The 23,781-nt window shown below is 40.4% G+C and carries 18 protein-coding genes; 9 read left to right on the top strand and 9 right to left on the bottom strand.

The window, feature by feature from the left end; translation table 11 throughout:
* Position 1: 1 nt before the first annotated feature.
* Positions 2-2,314, bottom strand: a complete 2,313-nt coding sequence (gene tamL, locus OC25_RS16025; protein ID WP_039478035.1) for a translocation and assembly module lipoprotein TamL — start codon at positions 2,312-2,314, stop codon at positions 2-4.
* Positions 2,298-7,289 carry a translocation/assembly module TamB domain-containing protein gene (locus OC25_RS16020; RefSeq protein ID WP_039478298.1) on the bottom strand — a complete coding sequence of 1,664 codons (4,992 nt, stop codon included), beginning with the start codon at positions 7,287-7,289 and terminating at the stop codon, positions 2,298-2,300. Before OC25_RS16020 ends, tamL begins: the two co-directional genes overlap by 17 nt.
* Positions 7,290-7,437: 148 nt before the next feature.
* On the opposite strand from OC25_RS16020, the gene OC25_RS16015 reads away from it, so the two are divergent.
* The 5 genes from OC25_RS16015 to OC25_RS15995 all read left to right on the top strand — a co-directional run bounded on the left by OC25_RS16015 (position 7,438) and on the right by OC25_RS15995 (position 15,468).
* Positions 7,438-7,926 (top strand): cytidine deaminase, encoded by a 489-nt coding sequence (locus tag OC25_RS16015; RefSeq protein WP_039478033.1) that lies wholly within the window; start codon positions 7,438-7,440, stop codon positions 7,924-7,926.
* A 390-nt stretch (positions 7,927-8,316) separates the two neighbouring features.
* Positions 8,317-10,002, top strand: a complete 1,686-nt coding sequence (locus OC25_RS16010) for a PNGase F N-terminal domain-containing protein (RefSeq protein WP_039478031.1) — start codon at positions 8,317-8,319, stop codon at positions 10,000-10,002.
* 584 nt (positions 10,003-10,586) lie between these two features.
* Positions 10,587-13,409, top strand: a complete 2,823-nt coding sequence (locus OC25_RS16005) for a DNA gyrase/topoisomerase IV subunit A (RefSeq protein WP_039478029.1) — start codon at positions 10,587-10,589, stop codon at positions 13,407-13,409.
* 331 nt (positions 13,410-13,740) lie between these two features.
* Positions 13,741-14,367, top strand: coding sequence for a nicotinamide riboside transporter PnuC (gene pnuC / locus OC25_RS16000; RefSeq protein WP_039478026.1), 627 nt, complete (start codon positions 13,741-13,743; stop codon positions 14,365-14,367).
* Positions 14,368-14,379: 12 nt separating this feature from the next.
* Positions 14,380-15,468, top strand: a complete 1,089-nt coding sequence (locus OC25_RS15995; protein WP_039478023.1) for an acyl-CoA dehydrogenase family protein — start codon at positions 14,380-14,382, stop codon at positions 15,466-15,468.
* Here the strand turns inward: OC25_RS15995 and msrA are convergent, their stop codons facing one another.
* The 7 genes from msrA to OC25_RS15960 all read right to left on the bottom strand — a co-directional run bounded on the left by msrA (position 15,469) and on the right by OC25_RS15960 (position 20,400).
* Complete coding sequence (gene msrA / locus OC25_RS15990) at positions 15,469-16,011, bottom strand: peptide-methionine (S)-S-oxide reductase MsrA (protein ID WP_039478021.1); 543 nt, start codon at positions 16,009-16,011, stop codon at positions 15,469-15,471.
* 225 nt (positions 16,012-16,236) lie between these two features.
* Positions 16,237-17,286 carry a hypothetical protein gene (locus OC25_RS15985; RefSeq protein WP_039478018.1) on the bottom strand — a complete coding sequence of 350 codons (1,050 nt, stop codon included), beginning with the start codon at positions 17,284-17,286 and terminating at the stop codon, positions 16,237-16,239.
* A 97-nt stretch (positions 17,287-17,383) separates the two neighbouring features.
* On the bottom strand, positions 17,384-18,265 hold the full coding sequence (locus OC25_RS15980) for an RsmD family RNA methyltransferase (RefSeq protein ID WP_039478016.1): 882 nt from the start codon (positions 18,263-18,265) through the stop codon (positions 17,384-17,386).
* A 3-nt stretch (positions 18,266-18,268) separates the two neighbouring features.
* Complete coding sequence (locus OC25_RS15975; protein ID WP_039478013.1) at positions 18,269-18,652, bottom strand: type II toxin-antitoxin system VapC family toxin; 384 nt, start codon at positions 18,650-18,652, stop codon at positions 18,269-18,271.
* Positions 18,652-18,894 (bottom strand): type II toxin-antitoxin system VapB family antitoxin, encoded by a 243-nt coding sequence (gene vapB, locus OC25_RS15970; RefSeq protein ID WP_039478010.1) that lies wholly within the window; start codon positions 18,892-18,894, stop codon positions 18,652-18,654. Before vapB ends, OC25_RS15975 begins: the two co-directional genes overlap by 1 nt.
* Positions 18,895-18,913: 19 nt before the next feature.
* Positions 18,914-19,666, bottom strand: coding sequence for an ABC transporter ATP-binding protein (locus OC25_RS15965; RefSeq protein ID WP_039478008.1), 753 nt, complete (start codon positions 19,664-19,666; stop codon positions 18,914-18,916).
* Positions 19,666-20,400 carry an MlaE family ABC transporter permease gene (locus OC25_RS15960; RefSeq protein WP_039478005.1) on the bottom strand — a complete coding sequence of 245 codons (735 nt, stop codon included), beginning with the start codon at positions 20,398-20,400 and terminating at the stop codon, positions 19,666-19,668. The genes OC25_RS15965 and OC25_RS15960 overlap by 1 nt, the downstream gene beginning before the upstream one ends.
* Before the next feature lie 148 nt (positions 20,401-20,548).
* Here OC25_RS15960 and OC25_RS15955 point away from each other — a divergent pair, with 148 nt between their 5' ends.
* The 4 genes from OC25_RS15955 to OC25_RS15940 all read left to right on the top strand — a co-directional run bounded on the left by OC25_RS15955 (position 20,549) and on the right by OC25_RS15940 (position 23,689).
* Positions 20,549-21,238, top strand: a complete 690-nt coding sequence (locus OC25_RS15955) for an SDR family oxidoreductase (RefSeq protein ID WP_039478295.1) — start codon at positions 20,549-20,551, stop codon at positions 21,236-21,238.
* 20 nt (positions 21,239-21,258) lie between these two features.
* On the top strand, positions 21,259-21,951 hold the full coding sequence (locus OC25_RS15950; RefSeq protein ID WP_167335403.1) for a PspC domain-containing protein: 693 nt from the start codon (positions 21,259-21,261) through the stop codon (positions 21,949-21,951).
* A gap of 5 nt (positions 21,952-21,956) precedes the next feature.
* Positions 21,957-22,943, top strand: coding sequence for a LiaF transmembrane domain-containing protein (locus tag OC25_RS15945; RefSeq protein WP_039478003.1), 987 nt, complete (start codon positions 21,957-21,959; stop codon positions 22,941-22,943).
* A gap of 131 nt (positions 22,944-23,074) precedes the next feature.
* Entirely contained in the window at positions 23,075-23,689 is a 615-nt protein-coding gene (locus OC25_RS15940; RefSeq protein WP_039478000.1) for an RDD family protein, read from the top strand.
* The last annotated feature ends 92 nt before the right edge of the window (positions 23,690-23,781 follow it).

Here is a 23,781-nt window from a genome sequence, read left to right as displayed (position 1 = left end):
ACTAGAACGGATATCCTATCCCAATATTAAAAATTAAATTTTGTCTGCGCCAGTCTTTATTTCCAAAATCGATGTCGTTAAATACCCAACGTTGCCCTTCTGGTAAATAAGGTTTACGTACCGGGAAGGCTACATCCAGGCGCACCACGAAAATGCTGGCATCGACCCGTAAACCCGCTCCTGTACCCACAGCAAGTTCGTTAAACGCATTCTTCAGTTTAAAGCCAGAACCAAGTCTGGCGGTTTCAGGTTTGCCGGGTTCCCCCAGGTCTTCTTTCCTAAGCCAGATATTACCTGCATCAACAAATAACGCGCCATAGAAGATACTCACAATTTTAAAGCGCAGCTCAGAGTTAAGCATTAACTTAATATCTCCACCCTGATCAGCAAAAATAGCATCATCCGGAACTTTATAGGTACCTGGTCCTAAAGTACGGGCAGGGAAGGCCCTGACATCGTTACTGCCGCCTGCAAAAAACTGTCTTACAAAAGGTAGTGAGGTGCTATTGCCATAAGCGAAACCATAACCTAAATTTAACCTGTTGGCCCAGATCAGATTTTTGTTAATCTTATAATAATCCCTTAAATCGGCCTCTGCTCTGATAAACTGCGTTAGCGGGATATTAAAAATGGTTCTTTTTCCTTCGTTATTTTTTGACGTAAATAATCCCCAAACGTTTCCACCGGTTTCTAAAGCACCGTAGAAGTAAGTGTTATTCCGGCGGCTATCTTCCATCTGGTTGGTGTAGGTGAAATTGTAGTTGCTACCTACGATGAATTGATTCTCTAAAGTGGATCTTAGTAGCGGATTTTGCGCATATATTCGCTGCTCGGTGGTATCAGAAGGAAAACTTGTAGATACATAACTTATAGAAATCGGGTTAAAATTGTGCTCCTTGTACTGGTTTTCTTTAAAGTTATATCCGTATTCGCCTTTTATCGCATGCAAGGTATATTCAGAACCCCTGTTTAGCATTTGGTACGAAAGCGAAGTAATGGTTTTGGGAATAAAAGCATTGGTGCTGTTCGGTTTGTAAAAAGGAACAATTAACCGCGGAAAGGTTAGCTTTCCTTCGGCTGTAAATGACAGTGAATTTTTGCCCAGTGAGGTTCCTTTAGTTTGGGTTTCAAAACCACCACTCACACTTACATCGAGTTGCTCGGCATTTCTGAACAGGTTACGGGTGGTTTGGGTAACCTTAACCTCAGAACCCACAAAATTATTCGATTTACTGGTTCCGGTAACGGAGAAGGTAAGCGAGTTTTTCTTTAAGGGGGTTAAATAAATATTCAGATCAAGCTGATTATTCCTGAAACTATCTACAGGTAAAAATTCAGCCCGCACATCCTGAAATGCACCCACATTTACCATCCGGTTTAACGACTGGTTATGGTCTTTACGGTTGTAAGGTTCCCCTTTTTGAAAGAATACCAGCCGATCGAAAAGTTTGGGTTTAAAGGTGTTGCGGTTATCGTAGATATTAAAATCATTGTAAACCTGTGGTTTTAGTCTTCTTAGTGCACTATCTCTCCTCAAGGTATAATTAGGGTAGATATTAATATTTTTGATGGTATAGGGTTTTAGTGCGGCATCTGGCGCAATGTCTTTTACTTTTACCCTGATATTAACCAGGTTTTTGCCAATAGTACTGTCAACCTGTATAATTAAATAATCTGGACTGAAATAAAAATAACCGATTTCTTTCAGATCGTTATCAATCCTGATGCGCTCGTTTTTATAGGTATCAATATCGTAAAAGTCGCCAACTTTTAACAAGGTTTTATCTTTGTTGGCGTTGATATTTTTGGTTAGTATACCCGTATCTGGTGGGAAAGTTACTTTATTGATTTTATAGCGCTGCCCGGTAACTGCCGTATAAATGGCTTTACCTTTTTTCTCTTTCACCACCGTATCGCCGGTAACGTTGGCTTGCAGGTAGCCTTCGCTAATGAGGTAGCTGGTTAAAACATCGTTGTTGTATTTCAGTTTTACATCGTTCAGCAGTACTGGTGCTTCGCCTTTTCTGCGCAGCCAGTTCCTGAAACCTTTTGGCTTTTTAGGTTCACCAGCAAGATTGTAAAGGCCAAGTTTAAATTTGATGCCTAAAATAGAACTGTTCGGACGCGGCCTTGTTTTAGCTTCAAGGTCGTTTTTAATCTGCTTTTCGTTATCAATTTTGCCCGAAGAATCGGGATTGATCTTTACTTCGGCACCCGTGTACAAAATCTGTCCTGGTTTTAACGATTTGGTACTGCTGCAAGCCCAAACTAAACAGGCCAATACAAATAAAAGCGGTCTAGTTAGTTTTTTCATCCTGTGCTTTCTGTTCAATGTTTCTTATTCTTCTGATTCGTTTCTTCTGGAAAATCTCTCTAAATTTATTGTAATCTACCACCAAGGTAAATCCAAGTCCGGTTTCGATAATCTGACCCTGTACAATAACATCGTTCTGGTTGCGGCGATAAGCCCTCAAGCGGTAGCGGCCATCGGCAGAAAGCGCATATTCTACATTCACGTTTCCGGCTATATTGGTCGATTTTTCGCCCGGCGCCTGCGGCCCTTCAAGCGCAAACGAACTACCTACGGTAACGGTTAGGCGATCGTTCAGCAGCTTTTTAGATAAGCCGACTTCTAAGTCGGTTTTTTGCTGCATTGAACCTGTAGAATAATCTTCTGATGAGTTAACCCCGAAGTTGAGGTCAACCCCCTGGATTAAATCGGAGGTTAAATTATTGAGCTGTTCGGTTAAGAGCTTGCTCACACTCGAACGCGCAAGGGTAGAAACCCCACCGCCACCACCAGCCAAACTCTGGAACGGATTGTTGGCTATAAACCGGTTTAAAGCCAGTAAGGCAAATACCTGTTTGTTCAACTCGCTTTCATCGCGGTTTACATTAATTAGCTTGGTGTACACCTGACCGCTCAAGGCACCACGTTCGTTTTCAGGTAAATCGAGTTTAAATGAAATGGTAGGTTTTAGCAATTCGCCTTTCATCATTAAATAAACCTGAAAAGGTAATTTGGTTCTGGCTTCGTAAAGGTCTGGCTGATTAAGCAAATCGATAGGAGCAGCATTTACTTCGTACAAGGCTGTAATGTTGGCGGTGGCCGAAGTTGGTTCGCCCGTCCAGATAATGGTACTGCCCTTAACCAGTTTAAATTCTTTTTTAACTACAGCAAGGGTAAGGTTGTACGAACCATCTACAATTTCGTAGCGGCCTGTCATGCTGATTTTACCGCTAGGGTCCATGGTAACGTTTAAATCGGCATCACCTTTAACGTTCAGGTTATCGCCACTGGCCGGATCTACCACCACATTGAGTTCTGCTTCAGGGTCGATTTTTACTGCTGCAACTAAATTTAAGCCTTTAATGGGTGCTTTGCTGATGCTATCTACTTTCAGTGGTTTTTTGCCATTAAACGGTGGTGCATCTTCGTCAATGAACTGAACTATACCTTCCTGATCGATGATGGAAGGATCGTTTGCAGGCAGGGCAAAGAAAAATTTGGTTCCCTTGTTTACCCTAATGTTCATATTTACATCAGGCTGGTTCAGGTCGCCACGCACTTTAATATCGCTGGTTAAGAAAACCGTTCCATAAATCATATCGTTATCGGCTGCGGTCGAATTCAGTGCCCTGAAATTATCGGTTTTAATATCCAGGCCGAAACGGTAGTTTTTAAAATCGCTGGTGTAAACTTTTCCGTTAATGGTGGCTTTCTGATTTAAAGAATCAATTAAGGTAAAATTGTTAAAGCTGATCCCTTCATTGGTAAAGGAAATCTTTTCGTTCGGCATCCGGAAATAAGAGTTTACATAGGCCACATTAAAGCCGGCATTGTTGAAGGTTAAATCGCCCAGAATTTTAGGTGCTGTTAATGCCCCTTTAACCGTTAGTGCACCGGTTAAGGTACCTGTGCCCCGTTTAAGCTGACCTGCAGATAAACTCTCGATGTTTTTCATTTCAATCTTATCGATATTTACGGTCAGATCCAGTGCGCTTTGAGGAGCCGTGTAATAAAAACCATTGGCCCGCAATTCGTGTACCCCAGTTAAGGCTACATTCACTTCAAATGCATTCTCGGTATTGTTGTTTACGGCTAAACGCAAAGTGCCCAACTCGTCTTTTTGGTAACGCAGCTGATCGATAGTCAGGTTGGCTTCAAATTTTGGTGTAGAAGACAGGTCTTTCACATTGGCTGTACCGTTTAAGCGGCCGCCCACCAAAGTGGTATCGGTTTCGGCAAATTTAGTGAGCGTTTCCAGCTGGAAATCTTTAAACTCAACCGCCAAAGGTGCATTGGGCTCGGTAGGGTTGCTGTTGATAGATAGCGACTGGCCACTGTTGCTGATTTGAAACTGGTTAACCAAAATGCCTGATGCACCAAACTGGATGTAATTATCTTGCGAAACCACCCATTTCTGGTAATCGAGCAGGAGTTTCTGCGGATCGAGGGTGAATTTAAAATCCTTGTTAATCGATTGGAAATTACCACCAATTACATATTTGTTTTTACGCTGCCTGTCGCGTAAGAAAATATTTACGCCCAAATTATTGTTGGCTGCATTACCACTCACTTCTGTGTTGAAAAGTGCAATAGACGGGCTTTGTAAACTTTTTACCGTTAAACTGTAATCAAGTTTATTGTTGTCGTTATTGATGTTTAAAACTGTAGTGTCTACCTTAAAATCGCCATAAACCACCTGTGGGAAATTACCCTTAATCTGCAGGCTGTCTTTTTGGGTATCAATTAAACCATAAAACTGCGATTGTTTAAATACGGTTAACTCGGGCACAAAACTCTTTAGCAGTTTAGAATCGTAAACACGTACAAAAAACCTTAAACGCTGGTCGGGAACTTTGGTAACGGTACCGAAAGCATAATATTTATTGATTTCGTTGATAATGGCACTGCTCACCTTGGTCAGCTGGTATTTGCCATCAATTTTAGCCGATAAAATTTCCGAATTTAGGGTGAGTTCATTTTCTGTGGCTGTAGTTTTGGCGCGTACGGAAATGGTATCTACATTAATCCGCTGCTTATCTTTAACCACCTGCAGCCCGGTAACATCAACCGAGCCATTTAAATAATCGGCATCGGCAGTTGCCAGATCTACTTTAACCATACCTGCTGCACTTAAAACAGTCGGACTAAAGTTTAAAGCCTGCAGGTTAACCTGTTTTAAATTCAAATCGGCTTTTACAGCAGGGTATTTACCAGCCAGGTTAACCTTTGCATCGAGGGCGAAGTTGGCATTGCTATCGGGCATGCTGCTTTTTACCGCTATATTCTGGTTGGCATAGGTGCCGGCCACATTTAAGTTGCGGTAAGTGTATTTATTGTAGTAGGCATTGAGTACCCTGGCATTAAATTTTGCATTGATTTTTTTTGGATCAAGACCTGTACCTGCTACCCGGGCTTTTGCTGAAACACGACCGAGTTTTGGCTGCATTTTTAACAGGCGGCCAACATTAAAATTGTTCAGGCTAATATCGGCCTGGTAACTTTCTTTGCCTTTAGGGCCTTTCATCCCGGCCACAACATTGGCGCCTCCCATATCCGTCAGGATGTTCAGGTTGGTATTAAAATCGGTCATCGATCCCTTAAAATTACCTTTAGCATCAATTACATTGGGCAGCTCAATGGTAGGAGGGAGTGACTTTTTAGGAACAGCCACCAGGATGTCGCTTTTGGTAACATGCAGTTTCTTAATGTTTAAATCGAGAAAGGTTTTCTTAATATCAGGTAACCCTTTTGCTTTACCACTAATATCAATCTGGGTATTTTTTAAGCCGCTGATTTGTAAACGCGGAATATTCAGGTTGTTTAAATAACCGTTAACATCAGCATTGAGTTTTATTTTTTCATTGCGGTAATTGGCTGGAATCGCATTGCTGAAATAGCCCGCATCTTTTAAACCAATGGTAGTGTTTTTAAAGGCCAGGTTAAGTTTTACCCTTTCCGGATGTTTGGTGAGGTCATCCATCGAAGTAAAATTAAGCTCGGTAGCATTATCAATGGTGGTATTGGGGGTTTTGAGGATAAAATTACTCAGCTTAATCTGTTTGTCATTGTACACCGCATCGCCTTTGAGCTCGTTTAATACAAAACCACTTTTTTCTTTTAACGAACCATTTTTAACATTGGCTTTTATGCCGGCTGCACTATAAGTTACATTGCTGGCACCCAAACTTAATCCGGCAATTTTGAGGTGGTTAAAATCCATGCCCTTTGGTGCAGGTTTAGCGCCAAGGTTATCGAACTGTACGTCGTTATCGGCCAGACTAATGTTTTTAATGATGAGCCCAAGGGTCGATTTTTCAGGCAAAACTGTATCCTTTACTTTTTTTAAATCGTTGCTGGGTGCAGGTTTAAAGGCAAACAGGATGTTCGATTGATTTAAATGTGCATCATCAACCGCGTACTGGCTGTTGGTTAAATCAACTTTGAGGTTAACCAGGCCGAGATCGTTTACATCAGCAACTGCTTTAGTAGTCGAAATCTGATCGTCGTAATTGACTTTTACCTTGCTAAAAACAAAATTCTGCACTTCTATTAAAGGCAGCTTACCCTGTTTTTTCTCTGTACTATCTACACTATTGGTAATGTGCTGTACCAGCTGGGTTAAGGGTTTTTGTTGCAGATAGCGTAAAGAAGTATTGTTTAAGCTCAGTTCTTTAATAACATAGTGCTGGTTAGCAAGGTCGAAATCTTTGATTTTGGTTTTAAAAGCGCCGAGGTAAAGTTTCACATCATTGCCGGCCACATCATCGCGGTAAGTGAGGCCTATATCTTCAAATGAAACCTTATCCACCGAGAATTTTAGGGTTGAAGTGGTATCTTTTTTAACTTTTTCCTCAGGTTTTTTCTGGTCGCTGGCAAAGGCATCAACCAAAAAGGAAAAATTAAATGTAGTATCCGGATTAATCCGTTTTACATTGGCCCGCACACTTTTTAGCTCAATATTATTTACTTCAACGGTATTTTTTAAGAGTTTAAATAAGCTGATATCAACTGCCAGTTTTTCGGCATATAAGAGGGTATCGCCTTTACGGTCTTCGAGGTAGAACTTATTTAGTACAACATCTTTAGGTAGTGCAATTTTAATGCTTTCGAGACTAACCTCAGTTTTGGTTTTGGTTTTAAGGTAGTTGATGGCCTTATCCTTAACAAAGTTTTGAACAGCTGGAATATTTAAAGACAGTGCTAAACCCACCACCAATATAATAATGGAGGCAATGAACCATAGTAAAATTTTGAGACTTTTGCGGACGTATTTGTTCAAAACGGTGTGTGTTTGGTGTTTGTTAATAGCCAAAAGCATGGCCATTTAAATTAATTTAAACGGCGTTTTACTAATTAATACAAAAAATAACTTAAATTGTTCGCCCGCTATAAAAATTTAACATGGGCGGTGCAATAAACAGTTTAAAATGAATTCAATAAATCTAAATATATCTTTTGAACAATACAGCGGTATTGATGAATTAATAGAAAAAGATCAGCTATTATGTAAACAGGCCGAGCAGGCTTTAGCCACTTCCTATTCGCCTTACTCTAAGTTCAGGGTAGGCACAGCAATCCGCCTGGCTTCGGGCGAAATCATTTTGGGTAGCAACCAGGAAAACCTGGCTTATCCATCGGGGCTTTGTGCCGAACGGGTAGCACTTTTTGCTATCGGTGCTAAATATCCTGATGCAGTGATCGAAAGTATGGCTATTACCGCGCAGACCGATCATTTCGAAATTCTAAAACCCGTTACTTCCTGCGGTGGCTGTTTACAGGTTATGATAGAGTTTGAACGCAAACAGGGGAGGCCTATTGAGGTGATTTTTTATTGTTTAAACGGAGAAATATTGAAGGTGCCGAGCGTAAAGAGTTTATTGCCCTTTGCTTTTGCAGAAGACCGGTTGGAGCGTTAGGTGGAAATGCTCAGTGGTCGTCATTGCGAAGCCAATTTTTCATTGGATGAAGCAATCTTCATTTAAACACCTATGAGCAAAATAGATTGCCCGCCTCTCACAGGTTGGCTTCGTCGTACCATCTTATCCTATCGTGTAGATTTGATATTTTTTGAAAATGAACGGTCTGTATTTCATAGGTGCTTTCGTCCCGCCATCACTTTTAGTCCTCGTTTCGTTGCACTTCACTGCGGGCTAATCGCTCTGTCGGGTTTAGTTAACAAAGTGTTTTACCTAAAACCTTAAATGTTACAGCGGGTCATGCCCGCTAAATCACTGCACAACGCTTTCTTCCGACTTCCGACCCCGGGCCTCCGACTTTTATTCGCTATATTTGGTTTTTTAACCACAATGAAACATTTATACCTCCTCATTTTTTCGGCTTTTATTTCTTTTAACCTGCAGGCCCAGGGCGTACTCAAAAGTAACGCAACTTATAAAATTACTTATTTCCGCTCTGCTGATGGCAAGCCCAAAGAAGACCGGAATGCCACGGTGGTCGTTGCTGATGCCAAACAGAATTTAATCAGTAACGCCGGCATTCTTGATAATAAGGCCAAATATCCCTACGAGCAAAGCCTGGTAACCAAACCAACACTACTTTTATATCAGGTAGCCAATTTAAGTGCGGGCAATCAGATTGCAACGGTTGATAGCTCCGCTATTGGGAAGCAGGTTTTTGAATACAGTACCGATACCAAAGTGATATTGGGTTATGCCTGTAAAAAAGCAACTACGGTTGTTAACTCCAACCGCATCGATTTATGGTATACTACTGATGCCGGCATTAAAGCTGCACCCACTGCTTTAGGCCAAAATCTGGGTTTGGTGTTAGAGCAGGTGCGCAATGGCAGCAGTTATGTCACTGCTACTAAAATAGAAGCAGTAAAAAATGTAAATACTATTGATTTAGCCAAAATAAGCACAAACCTGAGCGATGGTTTAACCTATAAAGATTTGTTGTGGAAAAGCAGGTTTACCACCTTAAGTGTGTTTAATAATGAAACCATCAATTTTGTTGATAAACCACAATCAACCGATTCTATTTTCCGCTTTGCAGGTGGAACAGTGATTGCACGTAAGGTTAAATTTCCGGCATACACCGGCAGTCCAAATGTTTTTGTCGATTTAACGGAGCAATCAAACGGCGATGCTTACGACAGAACGGGCTCTGTTTTTGTAATCCCGACAGATAAAACCATCAGCCTGATGGATGCCCTGAAAAATTCAGTTAAAGAACTGCCTGTTTACGATAATGGAAACGGAAAGCAATACCAGGGGGTTGTAGCTACAGCCAATTATAGCCCGGTAATTGAACTGATGCGCTTTTTTACCCCTTTTGGCGTGGGTAAATACAATACTTTAAAACTAAAAGATAAAAACTGGGCAGAGAAAGTATACTACCGTCAGGATATTTCAGAGCTTTTTCCTCTGGTAAACGGAAAAGAAGCCTGGGTAGCTGTTTTTATTGGTAATTACGATAAAGGCGGGCATAAGGTTTCGATGAACCTCACGCTGCATAATGGTGGTCGTGGCGAAGGCAAAAAAGAAGTTATTATGCCATTGTTCAATTCTACTAACGTAATGGAAATGGCCGGACAAGAATACGCCACCATGTTTAGCAGCGAAAAGGGGTTAGAGGTTTCTTTTACCCTGGATAAAGATCTTAAAGATGCCAGATTACGTTACATTACCACTGGCCATGGAGGCTGGGGAAATGGCGATGAATTTGTGCCAAGGAAAAACACGATATGGCTGGATGATAAAGAGGCTTTTGCCTTTACCCCATGGCGACAAGATTGCGGTTCGTACCGTTTATCGAACCCAGCCTCCGGCAATTTTGAAACCGGACTATCATCATCCGATCTGAGCCGTTCTAACTGGTGCCCCGGAACGGTTACCAACCCCAACTGGATTAGTCTCGGCGATTTAAAAGCAGGGCAGCATACCATTAAAGTTACCATCCCGATGGGTAAGCCCGAAGGTTCGAGCTCAAGCGCCTGGAATGTGTCGGGAGTGTTGTTGGGTACGGAATAATATAAGTTACTGTGCGTAGGTATGTTTCTTTAGTCGGCTGGTGGAACACCAGCCGATAGGATCATGCACCTGCGTTAATTATAAATGCACCTGCGTTAATTATAAATTCACCTGCATTAATTATAAATGCATATGCGTTAATTATAAATGCACCTACGTTAATTATAAATGCACATGCGTTAATTATAATTGTATAAGTATTAATTATAAATGCACCTGCGTTAATGTTTTTACCATATAAGACATTTAAGCTACAATGACATTATATTCCTTATGGTTAACGTGACAGGGTTTTTGCGAATGTTAGGTTGCGAGGAATTTCCCGGCATTTTGCAACCCTTAATAGTACCTCAGGACTATTTTTTCTAAACCGGATTGAAGGGGAGATCCTTTTTTGGGCCGGGGGATGGGGGGTAGGGCAAAAAAGATCGGATCGGAAAGCCGGAGGAAACACTTCATAAAACGTACGGAACCCTGCTTTCCAAATCAATAAAAACATATTTCCACTTCAAAATGTGAATAACCTCTCTTCTCTCTGTGCCATCATTTTTATTATATTTACGGCTGCCAATTTTTGTATATAAATGAGTGAAGAACTAGACCCAAACATCAACGAAGAACACAAACATACCATAACGCCAATTAACGGTTTATACGAAAACTGGTTTCTCGATTATGCGTCTTATGTAATTCTAGACAGGGCGGTTCCACACATTAACGATGGATTAAAGCCCGTACAGCGCCGTATCATGCACTCGCTAAAAGAGATGGATGACGGACGCTTTAACAAGGCTGCCAACGTAATTGGTAACACCATGAAATACCACCCGCATGGCGATGCTTCTATCGGCGATGCGATGGTACAAATCGGGCAAAAAGACCTGCTGATTGATATGCAGGGAAACTGGGGAGATCCGGTTACAGGCGACAGTGCTGCTGCACCCCGTTATATCGAAGCGCGTTTATCGAAATTTGCCAATGAAGTGGTGTTCAATCCAGATACTACCGAATGGCAGTTAAGTTACGATGGACGTAACAATGAGCCCATTACCTTACCAGTTAAATTTCCGCTTTTGCTGGCTCAGGGTGCGGAAGGTATCGCCGTAGGTTTAGCCACCAAAGTAATGCCGCACAATTTTATCGAGTTGCTTGATGCATCGATAGAAGCACTGAAAGGGGTACGCCCTAACATTATGCCCGATTTTTTTACGGGCGGTATGGCCGATTTTTCGAATTATAACGAAGGTCAGCGAGGTGGTAAAATCCGGGTAAGGGCAAAAATTACCGAAAAGGATAAGAAAACTTTGGTCATCAGTGAGGTGCCTTTCAGTACTACCACTGGTTCGGTTATCGATAGTATTTTATCGGCCAACGATAAAGGCAAAATCAAAATCAAGAAAATTGAGGATAACACGGCAGCCAACGTAGAAATTGTAGTGCACCTGGCACCGGGTATTTCGCCCGATGTAACCATCGATGCACTTTATGCTTTTACGGCTTGTGAAGTTTCCATATCACCCAATACTTGTATCATTCAGGGAGATAAGCCACACTTCTTAAGTGTGAACGATATCCTGATCGAAAATACCAAACACACCAAGGGCTTACTTAAAAAAGAGCTCGAAATCCGCCTGCACGAATTGCAGGAGAAAATTTTCTTCAGCTCCCTGTTAAAAATATTTATTCAGGAGGGGATGTATAAAAACCCTGAGTACGAAAATTCGAGCAATTTCGAAACGGTGGTTGAGGTATTGCACATGTTGTTTGATCCTTTTAAGCCATCGCTTTACCGCGAAATCCTGCCCGAAGATTTCAAGAAACTGATCGATAAGCCAATGAGTAGCATCACCCGTTTTGATGTGAAAAAGGCCGATGAGCAGATGAAAAACCTGGAGGATGAAATTAAAGTGGTTAAAAACCATTTAAAACACCTTACCGATTACGCCATTGCCTGGTTTCAGAAACTAAAAGATAAATACGGAAAAGGGCGCGAGCGTAAGACAGAAATCCGCTTGTTTGATCGCGTTGAAGCTTCGAAAGTTGCTTTGGCCAACGTAAAATTATATGTAAACCGTACCGATGGTTTTGTGGGCTCGGGTTTACGTAAAGATGAATTTGTAGCCGATTGCTCGGATATTGATGAAATTATTGTTTTCCGCGAAGATGGTAAATGTATCATTACCAAAGTAGCCGACAAGACCTTTGTGGGTAAAGGCATTATCCATGTTCAGGTATTTAAGAAAAACGACGAGCGTACCGTTTATAACATGGTTTATAAAGATGGTGCCAGCGGAACATCGTACATTAAAAGATTTTCGGTTGTGGGGGTAACCCGCGATAAGGAATACGATTTAACCAAAGGATCAAAAGGTTCGAAAGTGCTGTATTTTACTGCTAACCCGAACGGAGAGGCCGAAGTAATCAATGTAGCCTTAAAACCGCATTCTAAATTACGTAAGCTACAGTTTGATCTTGATTTTGCCGAAGTAGCCATTAAAGGTCGTGGCTCGCAGGGTAATATTGTATCGAAATATCCGGTTAAAAAGATCATTCTAAAAAGCAAAGGGGTTTCTACCTTATCTGGACTTAAAATCTGGTATGATGATTTGTTAAAACGCCTGAATGTTGATGGTCGCGGTAAATACCTCGGCGAGTTTGATGGCGATGACCGTATTTTACAGGTACACAAAGATGGTTACTACGAGTTGAGTTCTTTCGATTTAACCAACCACTTTGACGATAATTTGTTGCTGATCCAGAAGTTTGATCCCGAAAAGACTTTTGCCGCAGTTCATTTTGAAGGTAAAGCACAGAACTATTTTATCAAGCGTTTTGCATTCGAATTGCAGGCTAATGGCAAGAAAACAATCTTCATCAGCGAGGAGCCAAAGTCGAAATTATTGTACTTAACCGCTAACCCGGCTGCTAAAATTATTGTCGACGTGTTAAAAGGTAAAACGCAGGTTCCGGAAACCCTTGATTTGGTACTGGCCGAGTTGATCGATGTTAAAGGTTTAAAGGCTAACGGTAACCGTTTATCGCCACACGATGTGCAAAAGGTAGTTTTAGAAGAACCGGAGATTGAAGAGGAAGAGGTGGAAGAAACAGCAGCTGAGGATGATAACGAAGGTAATGTAGAAGGAGAAGCAGGTGAAGAAACGAACGAATCTGGAGAAGCAACGCAAAAGGCGGCCGATGAGCCTGTTGCAGAGAAGGTAAAACCAAAATTCGAACGTACCGAAGCTCCTGCCCCTAAAACAGAAAAACCTGCGACAGAACAAGCCAAAAAGGAAGCACCAAAAGCTGAAGAAAAAACTGAAGATAAACCTGTAAAAAAGGTAGACTTCGAAATTACCAATCCCGATGACATCGATATTGATGATAAGGGGCAAATTGGTTTGTTTTAACCATATTTACTAAAGTTGTCAACTTTTTTGCCCTCTGGCTATTAAAGTTGACAACTTTTCTCCTTTTCATAAAACCTTCCGTTTTTAAACCTATATTTGCCTTGCTCAAAGGGGTGCTTACTGGTTTAAAATTCTTTTACAACCAGTTTGCTGAGATTACACCCATTTAGAGGTTTAAGGTAAAAGGCTTAAGGTATAGGGTTATTAACCTTAAACCCTACACCATCAACCTTCTACCTTTAATGTACCTGATGCGGATAATACCGACGTAGGAAGGAGGTTAGCTTTACCATGCTGTTTCGCCCCGAAAACAGTTTTCAATTATTTTTAAATGAATTTTCAGGATTGGTTTAAGCTTTTTCAGGAGCAGATTGCACACACCTCATTAATCCAGTGGTTGGCTCTGGGGTTCGGGGTCTCCGAAGTTTTATTGGCCAAAAAGAACAGCATTTGGTTATATCCAACAGGTATAATTTCTGTTCTATTGTGGATGTTTTTATCGCTAGACGTTAAATTATATGCTGAGGTGCTTTTAAATATTTATTATCTGGTAATGAGCGTATATGGCTGGATCATCTGGAAGAAAAGAAAACAGGATGCCGAAAATCAGGTATCGTGGTCAAGTAACAATGAATTAACCATTGCTGTGCTTATTTCAGTAATTGGTTTTGGGGTGCTGTATCTGGTATTAAGGTATTTTACAGATTCGGACGTACCACTTTTCGATGCTTTTGTATCAGCTACTGCCTGGGCGGGTATGTGGTTACTGGCCAAACGTAAAATAGAAAACTGGATTTTTCTTAACATTTCCAACATTGTAGCTATTCCGTTATTGTTCCATAAAAAGCTGCCATTAATGGCTTGTTTAACCACATTTTTATTTACAGTAGCTATTTTCGGCTTTTTCGATTGGAAGAAAATTATCGATAAAAGCAGGCTCAAATTGGCCCAATCTTAAACTGTCAGCATAATGGAAGATACCTTAACCCTTAACTGGCAGGAAAAAGTGGCCGAATATGCAGCCATTTCAGAAGAAATGGGCAAGCTGCATCCCGAAATATTAGCACTGGCCTACCAGGAAAACTGGTTTAAACTTTTTGTACCAGAAGTTTATGGCGGTGCTAATAAAAAGTTGCCCGAAATCCTGCGTTTAGAAGAACAACTTGCAGAAGCTGATGGCAGTCTTGGCTGGACCGTTACCTTATGTGCCGGTGCCGGTTGTTTTGCAGGCTTTTTAAATCCACAACTGGCAGCTGAAATTTTTGCAGACAGGGAAGTTTGTTTTGCCGGGAGTGGGGCAGTAGGCGGCGAGGCGGTTAAAACCGAAACAGGTTATCGTGTAAGCGGACAATGGAATTATGCCAGTGGTGCATTACATGCTACCATGTTTACTGCCAATTGCACCCTCAAAACCGAAAACGGCGATGATATTCTGGATGAAAACGGAGAACCCGTAATCAAATCATTTATACTCAAAAAGGCCGAAGTTAATATTTTACCAGGCTGGTCTTACTTTGGTTTAATAGCCACCGGTAGTCATGCTTTTGAAGTAAAAAACCTTGATGTACCAGAGAACAGAACCTTTACCATCAATAAAGATATCTTGGTAGCAGATTCGGGTTTTGATTACCCCTTTTTACAACTTGCCGAAACTACCTTAACGGTAAACAGCCTGGGTATGACCAATCATTTTATTAAATTGGTAGAAAAATCATTCCATTCGCGCTCCAGTATGCGAAGGTTTAGCGATCCACAAATACAGTTCTTTACAACCGAGTTAAACCGGTGCAAAAAAGAGGTACAAACGCTGCGTGAGCAATTCTATACAGCATTTGATGAATCCTGGGCCGAGTTAACAGACAATGGTCAAATAAACGATGCCAGGCTAAGCAAAGTCAGTGCAATCAGTCGTAAATTGGCTCATGCCTGTTGGCGTAATGCAGGTATTTTGTTTCCGTATTGTGGTTTAGAGGCGGCCAAAAAAGGATCGGAGATTAATCGGGTATGGAGAGATATTCACACGGCCAGCCAACACGGGTTGCTTACTTTCGAGATTTAATTATTCGAGCAGCTCAGGTTTAATTTTATTTCTGAAATCTTGTGCAAACTTGTTTAATTTAGGTTGTATTACAAAAGAACAGTAAGGTTTTCCCTGGTTATCGTTAAAGTAATTCTGATGATAATCTTCAGCCTCATAAAATTCAGCTGCGGGTACCACCTCGGTAATTATGGGTTTATCAAAAATGTTTTGCAGGCTTAAAGCTGCTATAATTTGCTCTACCTGTGTTTTTTGCTCAGCATTTTCGTAAAAGATTACCGAACGATATTGCGAACCCACATCGTTGCCTTGCCTGTTTGGTGTAGTGGGATTGTGGGTTTTAAAAAAAATAAATAAAAGCTCGTCAAAAGAAATAACGTTTTCATCAAAAATGATCTGAATTACCTCTGCATGTCCGGTATCGCCATTGCAGATTTCCATATATGTCGGATGCTTTAAATCGCCCCCCATATAGCCAGATGTAACCTTGCTTACTCCACTCAGGGCCTGAAATACGGCTTCAGTGCACCAAAAGCAGCCTCCACCAAATGTTGCTGTTTGCATATCCTAACCTGTTGTAAAATCTAGTCGACTAATTAATTGAATCAAAAAAACGATATTTTTTGATATTAATTACAGTTGACTACCGAATATTCCTGAAAGTTTTAACCATGTGTTGTCATATGTCAACAAACCTGATAAAAAACGCTGCAAATAATGGATTATTTCATCAAAAAAGCTGTTTAAGCAAAAGGCCCGTAATTTTACGGGCCTTTTGTAATATTTTACTTATTGATACTGGATGTAAATCGGTTTTGGTGTAAGTTTTAATAACTCTTCGGGAGTCATTAACTTGTTTGGTGCTTTTTTCAGGTCGTTTTTGTAAAACAGTTTGAAACCTGTAAACTGTACCGGCTCGCTTTGGATAAAGTGTCGGTAGGTACCTTTCTTTAACTCCGGTTCACCCCATCCATCCATGTGCATTACAATCTGTACCTCAGGGCGCAATTTGATGTTTTGCGAGTTGGTTACCATCTTCTTGGTAAAACGGTGAACGGTAAATACTTTTGGCGGTAAATTGTGTTTTTTAACAATATCAGCAAGGTAACCTGATACATAGTTGATATCTGCTGCATCATAAGTTCCGATTTTTTTGCCCGGTAATGAACCATCTTTCATCGAAAACTCAGGATCGATACCTAAATGTACATAAGGTAACTCCAGGTATTTTTCGATGTGTGGCAATTCGGCTTTGATATTACTCAATGCCACCTGTAAATCTAAAAACACAATGGTATTGGGTTGCATTTTAGCAATTTTCAATACAGAATCAATCTGTTTGTTACCCATCCTGTTAATGTACTTGCCATCTTTACCTGGTGTACCGCTGGCTACAGCAGCAATATAGTGTAAGCCTGGTTGTACAGGTGTAGATGGGTCTGCTTTTTCCCAATGTTTAACCTCGGCATTTAAGCGCGACCACATTTCTTTTGGTGCATATTCGCCTAAGGCGCCCATCTTTTTAGAGTGAAGATTACCGTAATAAACCACAATACGTTTAAATGGTAAAATGGCACCCGCTAAAGGATAGGGTTGGTTTTTTACCGGCCATTTGCCTGTAGTATCGCCGTTAGCCAGTTTTTTAGCTAAAGAATCGTATAATTTCGGGTCAACAGGTTTCATTACATTTTCTGTCGAGTCGGTTTTTTTCTTCGTCGAATCGGAAGAAAATATTTTGCCGATACTGCTGCTGCTTTTGCCATCAGAATTACAGTTGGCAAATAGGCTGATTGCGGCGAAACCAAGTATTAGTGTGCCCGCTAATTGTGGGAATTTCATAGATTATTAAAGTAGTTAAAGTTTAGACAGTTTTCCGAATCTGTTTGGGATGAAAGTAAGATGGAAATCTGGTAGTTTAAAATAAAGTAATTAACATTTACACATTGCAGAATTTACCAAAAACACCCAGTGGTAATTTTACACCTGCGGTGGCTTGTAAATAAAGTTCGCCGGTTTCGAGGTTCTTCACCTTTGGAAACGAAGTGCGGATCAGGTTTTCTACAATTACAGATGAGAAACCTAAAGAATAGGTATTCAGGATCAGGAAATGTTCCTTTTCGTCTAAAAGTTGTACCACATCCTGCATCATTTCCTGTATATGGTCTTCCAGTTTCCATTTTTCGCCGTTAGGGCCGTGGCCATAAGCAGGTGGATCGAGGATAATGCCATTATATTTTTTGCCTCTTTTAAGTTCTTTTTTTACAAACTTCAGGGCATCTTCTACCATCCAGCGGGTATCTTTCAAACCCGAAAGCTCCTGGTTTTCATTGGCCCAGGTAACCACTTGTTTAATCGAATCAACGTGTGTGGTTTCTGCGCCTGCCGCATTGGCAATTAGCGAGGCTGCACCTGTATAGGCGAAAAGGTTTAATACTTTAGGCTGTGGTGTTTTAAACTTTTTAATAGATGAAGAAATAAAATCCCAGTTTACAGCCTGTTCAGGGAAAACCCCAACGTGTTTAAAAGAAGTTAAGCCTAAACGGAGTTTAATGGCCACTTCGTTGTTTTTATATTCTACGTGCCAGCGATCGGGGATGGAAAGGTTTTTCTTAACCCATTCTCCTGAGGTAGCCGAGCGGCCTTTAAAGGTAATGTTGGCAGTTTTGCGCCATTCTTGTTCTGACAAGGTTTTTTTCCATACGGCCTGCGGTTCAGGACGGATTAAAATCACATTGCCAAAACGTTCTAATTTTTCAAAATCCCCGCAATCAATCAGTTCGTAATCTTTCCAGTGGGTGGGGGCTAGTAATTGTATCATGTATTAAAATAACTTTAAATTTGGGTAATTTCTGATGTATTGATCATCAGTAATCACAGTTAAATCATTTGCCAATGCCTGAGAAATGATTAATCTATCAAAGGGATCTTTATGGATTAGCGGCAACCGCATGTAAATATCAAGATCCTTCTTTTGAATACCAAGAACAGAAATTTCTGATTTTTCAATCAAATCGTACATTTCTTGCAAGTTTCTGGTAACATTAAGTTTTCCGATGTTAATTTTTATGACTATTTCCCAAAGACTTACTATACTAATCAATTTTTGATTGCTTGGTATTTCTATAGCTTTAATTGTGCGTTCATCTAGATTACTATCCTCATTAATTAATGATATAAATATGTGCGTATCAATTAAAAAATGCATTACATATAATCTTTGAGATCGTCTAAAGGGGCATTAAAATCTTTAGGAATCACAAAAAGGCCCTTTGCTGCACCATATAAAACTTTTGGCTCTTCAACTATTTTATCCTCTTCTTCATCAGCTTTAGGAAAGCTTTTGGCATGTTTGGCTTTTAAAAAATCAATAAAATCTTCTACCTCATTTACCATGCTATCTGGTAAGGTTTCCAATTTATGAATGATATTTTTCGTGGCCGCAGTCATGCCCAAAGATACAAATTTTTTAAAACTTATCTTTTGCTGCTTTCATAAAGCGGCTGGCAAACACAAAGTCATTCAGCTCTTTAATGTCGGTATGTGCAATTTCTTTGTTGCTGCCTTCCCAGAATTTTTTTCCTTCGTGCAAAAACAAAATGTAATCGCCAATGCCCATTACCGAGTTCATATCGTGCGTTACCACAATAGTAGTTGTTTTATATTCTTCCGTTAATTCCTTGATTAGCTCATCAATTACAATAGAGGTTTTTGGATCTAAACCCGAGTTGGGTTCATCACAAAACAAATATTTAGGATTCATAGAAATGGCACGGGCAATACCCACACGTTTTTTCATTCCTCCAGATAGCTCAGCCGGGAACAATTTGTTTTTACCAGCCAGGTTAACCCTTTCCAGGCAGAAATTTACGCGTTCTATTTTCTCTTTACGGCTCTGGTCGGTAAACATATTCAGCGGGAACATAATGTTTTCTTCAACAGTCATACTATCGAAAAGGGCCGATCCCTGAAACAACATCCCGATTTCTTTACGCACATCAATCCTTTGCTCGTAGGTCATGGGGGTAAAATCACGACCATCATACAATACCGATCCCGAATCGGGCTGGTGCAAGCCTACCATACATTTCAGTAAGGTAGTTTTTCCTGAGCCAGAACCTCCGATGATCAGGTTGGTTACGCCTTCTTCAAACTTGCCGGAAATGCCTTTTAACACTTCATTTCCAGAGAACGATTTATAAATATCTTTAATTTCGATCATTACAATAACAATTGGGTCACGATATAATCGCAAGCTAAAATAGAAATACAGCTAATTACAACGGCTCTTGTACTGGCCTGCGAAACTTCTAAAGCACCACCACGCACGTAAAAACCTTCGTAAGCAGGTACCGAAGTAATAATAAAACCAAACACAAATGCTTTAACCAGTGCCACAGTAATGGTATAAGGGTTAAAATCGGTAGTAATACCCTGAATATACTCTGCAGGTGTTACAGCGCCAGAAACTGAACCGCCAATATAACCACCGGTAATGCTTAAAAACATTGAAATGATAACCAGCATAGGTACCATGGTTATTCCTGAGATTATTTTTGGTAAGATGAGGTAGCCTGGTGCGTTGATACCCATAATTTCTAAGGCATCAATCTGCTCGGTTACACGCATCGAGCCAATTTCTGATGAAATAGCCGAGCCGATTTTACCGGCAAGAACAATAGCACTAATGGTTGGACTTAACTCTAAGATACTCGAATCGCGGTTTACCGAACCAATAATGGTTTTAGGGATAAAATCGCTAACCAGCTGGAAAGCAATCTGTAAAGTCATAACTGCACCAATAAAGGTAGAGATGATGGCAATAAGCCCCAGTGAACCGACGCCAACATAATCCATCTGTTTGGCGATCTCTTTAAGGTATATTTTCAGCTTTTCCGGCTTTCTGAATACAGACTTTAATAGCAGGATGTATCTGCCGAAATTGGTAAAATTCATTCCGTAGGTGTTGCTTAATTTTAATGATCATTATTATACTACTACAAAGAAACGATAAAAAAGTTGTCGCTCTTTGCTAATTGTAAAAATATTCGTGCTTTTAAATATAAATATGGTTTTTTGTCAACAAAAATTAAACCACAAAAACATGAAAGCTGTAATAACCGGTGCAACTAAAGGAATTGGCAGGGCAATAGCCATTAAATTATGGGAAAATGGTTACGATTTGGTGCTTGCAGCACGAAGCGTAAACGAACTCGAAGCCCTGCGCGATGAATTATTTATTACCGGGCGAAGCATAGCCATTTATTCGGTCGATTTTTCGGTTAAAACGAGTGTATATCAATTTTTAAACCAGGTTGATGAAGAAGCAGGGTTTATCGATGTACTGGTAAACAACGTGGGTACCTTTTTACCAGGAAGTATGTTGGATGAGGCTGATGAAACCTTTGAAAAGCAGCAAAATCTAAATGTAAATGCAGGCTACTATACCAGTAAATTTTTTGGTAAAAAGATGCGTACCGAAGGCCGTGGCCATATATTTAACATTTGTTCGGTGGCCAGCAAAGCACCTGTAAAAAATGGTGGCAGCTATAGTGTAACAAAAGCAGCGATGTTAAGTCTTAATCATGTATTGCGGCAAGAGTTAGCCCCTCACAACGTTAAAGTTACTGCGTTTTTGCCCGGTTCTACAAAAACAGCTTCATGGGAAGGAACAAGCATCCCTGACGAAAAATTTGTACAGCCAGAAGATATTGCAGAAACATTATTTACCATTTTAAACTTAAGTAAAGGGGTAAACGTAGATGAGGTTTTGATTACGCCGCTCGATTTTTAAACACAAAAATGAACAACGTTATGGAAAAGAAGCTTTTTAGAAACGACCACGATAAGATGATTGCCGGTGTAGCTTCGGGACTTGCAGATTATATGCAGGTAGAGGTTACCATAATCAGATTATTGTTTGCACTATCGGCTATATTTATGGCTGGAGGTGGCTTAATAGCCTATATAGTGATGTGGATTATTGTTCCGGTTAATCCTGATCCGGCAGCAAGATTCTCAAAATTTAATGATTTTTTTAACAAACAAAACCCTGGTGCACCTTTTGGTACGGGTGACCAGTTTACAGGTCCTGTAGGTTCGGGCAACACCAACTGGACACAGCCGGTTGATAATGCACAAAAAACACCGTTCGAAACTCGTGCCGATTTTAGCGGCTTTAACAAATCGAACGATACCGGTCGCACCATTGGCGGATTGATTTTACTGGTAATAGGTTGCTTTTTTCTGATGCGCGAACTGGATTTTATACCCTATTGGTTCAGCTTTCGCAACCTGTTTAAATTCATGTGGCCATTAGTATTCATTGGATTGGGTATTGCTGTTATTGCCAAATCAAAAAGAAAAAACGATTGGGCAGCTTTTCAAACCCAGCAGGAAGCAGAGCAGCAAAAGAAGGCCGATTTCGCTGAAACCATTGTGGAGCCAACGCCCGAAAGCCCTGTTAACAAAGACGATAATTCAACAACCACGAACCCTCAAGCATAAACAAAATGAAACTAGATAGATTAATGTGGGGTATTTTACTGCTTTTTATTGGCGGTGTACTGCTACTCGAAAACTTTAATATTATTGATTTTTACTGGCGCAGTGTCTGGAGCTTTTGGCCAATATTCCTAATCATAGCAGGTGTAAATATCCTGTTCAACAAAAATAATTCACAAACCGGAAGCATCATTTCGATTGCGGTTTTAGTAGTTGCTTTATCGTTCCTGTTTTATAAAGGACAGCAAGTGCCCGAAAGGGGCAACTGGTGGGGCCATCAATTTAAGAAAGACGTTGACATTAATCTAAATGATAATGACAACAATGATGATAACGACCATGACAACGATAGTGATACTGCTTTTAACCAGTTAAAACTGAGCGAACCTTTTGTTGAGGCCGATAATGCGAAGAAAACGGTTTTAAATATTTCGGGAGGTGGGATTTCGTTTAACCTGGATGGCGAAACACCCGAACTGATTAATGCAGATATTACCAAAAAACATGGTAACTTTTCGCTAAAAAAAGTACTGACTGATAGTGCTACCGTGCTTACCTTCAAAATGGACGATAAAAAAGGTAAATGGAATTTTGGCGATGGTGGTAACGATGTGAACTTTAAATTAAACAAAGCCGCTAACTGGGATGTGATCATGAAACTGGGCGCAGGCGAAGCTAACTTTGATTTCAAAGATTATAAAGTACGTACTTTCCGTTTTGATGGCGGTGCTGCAGCCCTTGACATTACTTTTGGCGATTTGTTGCCAATTACCGACGTGGTAGTAAAATCGGGCGTTGCTGATGTGAAAATTAAAGTGCCAACCAACTCGGGTTGCAGAATTAAAACCAAAACCGGTTTATCGGCTAAAGATTTCGATGGATTTATAAAACTGAGCGATGGTGTTTACGAGACTGCTAACTATAAAGCCTCGACGAAAAAAATCTTTATCAATTTAGATGGCGGATTGAGTAACTTTGAGGTGAGCAGATATTAGGGAGACGGAAGGTAGAGGGATTGAAGGTAGAAGGTGTAGGGTTTAAGGCGTAAGGCCGAAATTCGTTAGTAGAAATCTTTTAAAAAAAACCTAACCTTGCAATTCTAAAAAACCAACAATCCTGATTTTAAATGAATCCTGATAAAGAATATGTAGTTGTAGTTAATGGTAAGCCGCAAGGGCCTTATAGCTTAACCGAACTTAAAGATTTAGACATTAAAGCAAATACATTTATCCGTAAACCAGGGATGGATGACTATAAAGAAGCTCACGCGATTCCCGAATTGCGTGAGCTTTTGGGTTTCAGCTACCAGCGAACCGCCCCGCAGTATTTTGCTGCTTTTGATCAACGTTTGTTGGCCTCGGTAATCGATCATTTCATCATTTTCGGCTTCTATACCGTCATTATTTTAACCAGTTATATTTTTATCGAGGGGAAAGACCAGCGGATTATGGCTTTTTTAATTCCTTTTCCAATTATATTTTTGGTTAAACTCATTTATGGCAGCATTGCCGAGGCAACGCAAAGCCAGGCTACCATAGGCAAAAAACTGTTGAACATTAAAGTAACACGTATGGATGGGAGCCGGGTATCTTTTGGTATTTCTTTGGTCCGTAATTTATCTAAAATCTTATCGGTAATTCCGGTGTTTTTTGGCTACCTCTATAGCTTTTTGAATAAGAAAAACCAGTGCTGGCATGATATTGCAGCCAATACTTTGGTAATAAAAGACAGGTTGATTTAGATTAGAAAAGCAGGTGCAGTAGTCCTGTTACTGTTAGCCGGGCTGTTCGCTATATCTTTGGCTATCCTTCCACAACACTCAGGCCTACAGCC

The sequence above is a fragment of the Pedobacter kyungheensis genome, from assembly GCF_000812965.1.
Taxonomy (GTDB): domain Bacteria; phylum Bacteroidota; class Bacteroidia; order Sphingobacteriales; family Sphingobacteriaceae; genus Pedobacter; species Pedobacter kyungheensis.
Note: the sequence above shows the minus strand (reverse complement) of the source record. Positions and strands in the feature narration are given on the sequence as shown.

Bases quoted from the DNA above. Each gene is read 5' to 3' on its own strand.
- OC25_RS15995 (WP_039478023.1), top strand. From the start codon at position 14,380: ATGGAAGATACCTTAACCCTTAACTGGCAGGAAAAAGTGGCCGAATAT.
- OC25_RS15955 (WP_039478295.1), top strand. From the start codon at position 20,549: ATGAAAGCTGTAATAACCGGTGCAACTAAAGGAATTGGCAGGGCAATA.
- vapB (WP_039478010.1), bottom strand. From the start codon at position 18,894: ATGACTGCGGCCACGAAAAATATCATTCATAAATTGGAAACCTTACCA.
- OC25_RS16010 (WP_039478031.1), top strand. From the start codon at position 8,317: ATGAAACATTTATACCTCCTCATTTTTTCGGCTTTTATTTCTTTTAAC.
- OC25_RS15960 (WP_039478005.1), bottom strand. From the start codon at position 20,400: ATGAATTTTACCAATTTCGGCAGATACATCCTGCTATTAAAGTCTGTA.
- OC25_RS15945 (WP_039478003.1), top strand. From the start codon at position 21,957: ATGAAACTAGATAGATTAATGTGGGGTATTTTACTGCTTTTTATTGGC.
- OC25_RS15980 (WP_039478016.1), bottom strand. From the start codon at position 18,265: ATGATACAATTACTAGCCCCCACCCACTGGAAAGATTACGAACTGATT.
- msrA (WP_039478021.1), bottom strand. From the start codon at position 16,011: ATGCAAACAGCAACATTTGGTGGAGGCTGCTTTTGGTGCACTGAAGCC.
- tamL (WP_039478035.1), bottom strand. From the start codon at position 2,314: ATGAAAAAACTAACTAGACCGCTTTTATTTGTATTGGCCTGTTTAGTT.
- OC25_RS15950 (WP_167335403.1), top strand. From the start codon at position 21,259: ATGGAAAAGAAGCTTTTTAGAAACGACCACGATAAGATGATTGCCGGT.
- OC25_RS15975 (WP_039478013.1), bottom strand. From the start codon at position 18,652: ATGCATTTTTTAATTGATACGCACATATTTATATCATTAATTAATGAG.
- OC25_RS15965 (WP_039478008.1), bottom strand. From the start codon at position 19,666: ATGATCGAAATTAAAGATATTTATAAATCGTTCTCTGGAAATGAAGTG.
- pnuC (WP_039478026.1), top strand. From the start codon at position 13,741: ATGAATTTTCAGGATTGGTTTAAGCTTTTTCAGGAGCAGATTGCACAC.
- OC25_RS15940 (WP_039478000.1), top strand. From the start codon at position 23,075: ATGAATCCTGATAAAGAATATGTAGTTGTAGTTAATGGTAAGCCGCAA.
- OC25_RS16005 (WP_039478029.1), top strand. From the start codon at position 10,587: ATGAGTGAAGAACTAGACCCAAACATCAACGAAGAACACAAACATACC.
- OC25_RS16015 (WP_039478033.1), top strand. From the start codon at position 7,438: ATGAATTCAATAAATCTAAATATATCTTTTGAACAATACAGCGGTATT.
- OC25_RS15985 (WP_039478018.1), bottom strand. From the start codon at position 17,286: ATGAAATTCCCACAATTAGCGGGCACACTAATACTTGGTTTCGCCGCA.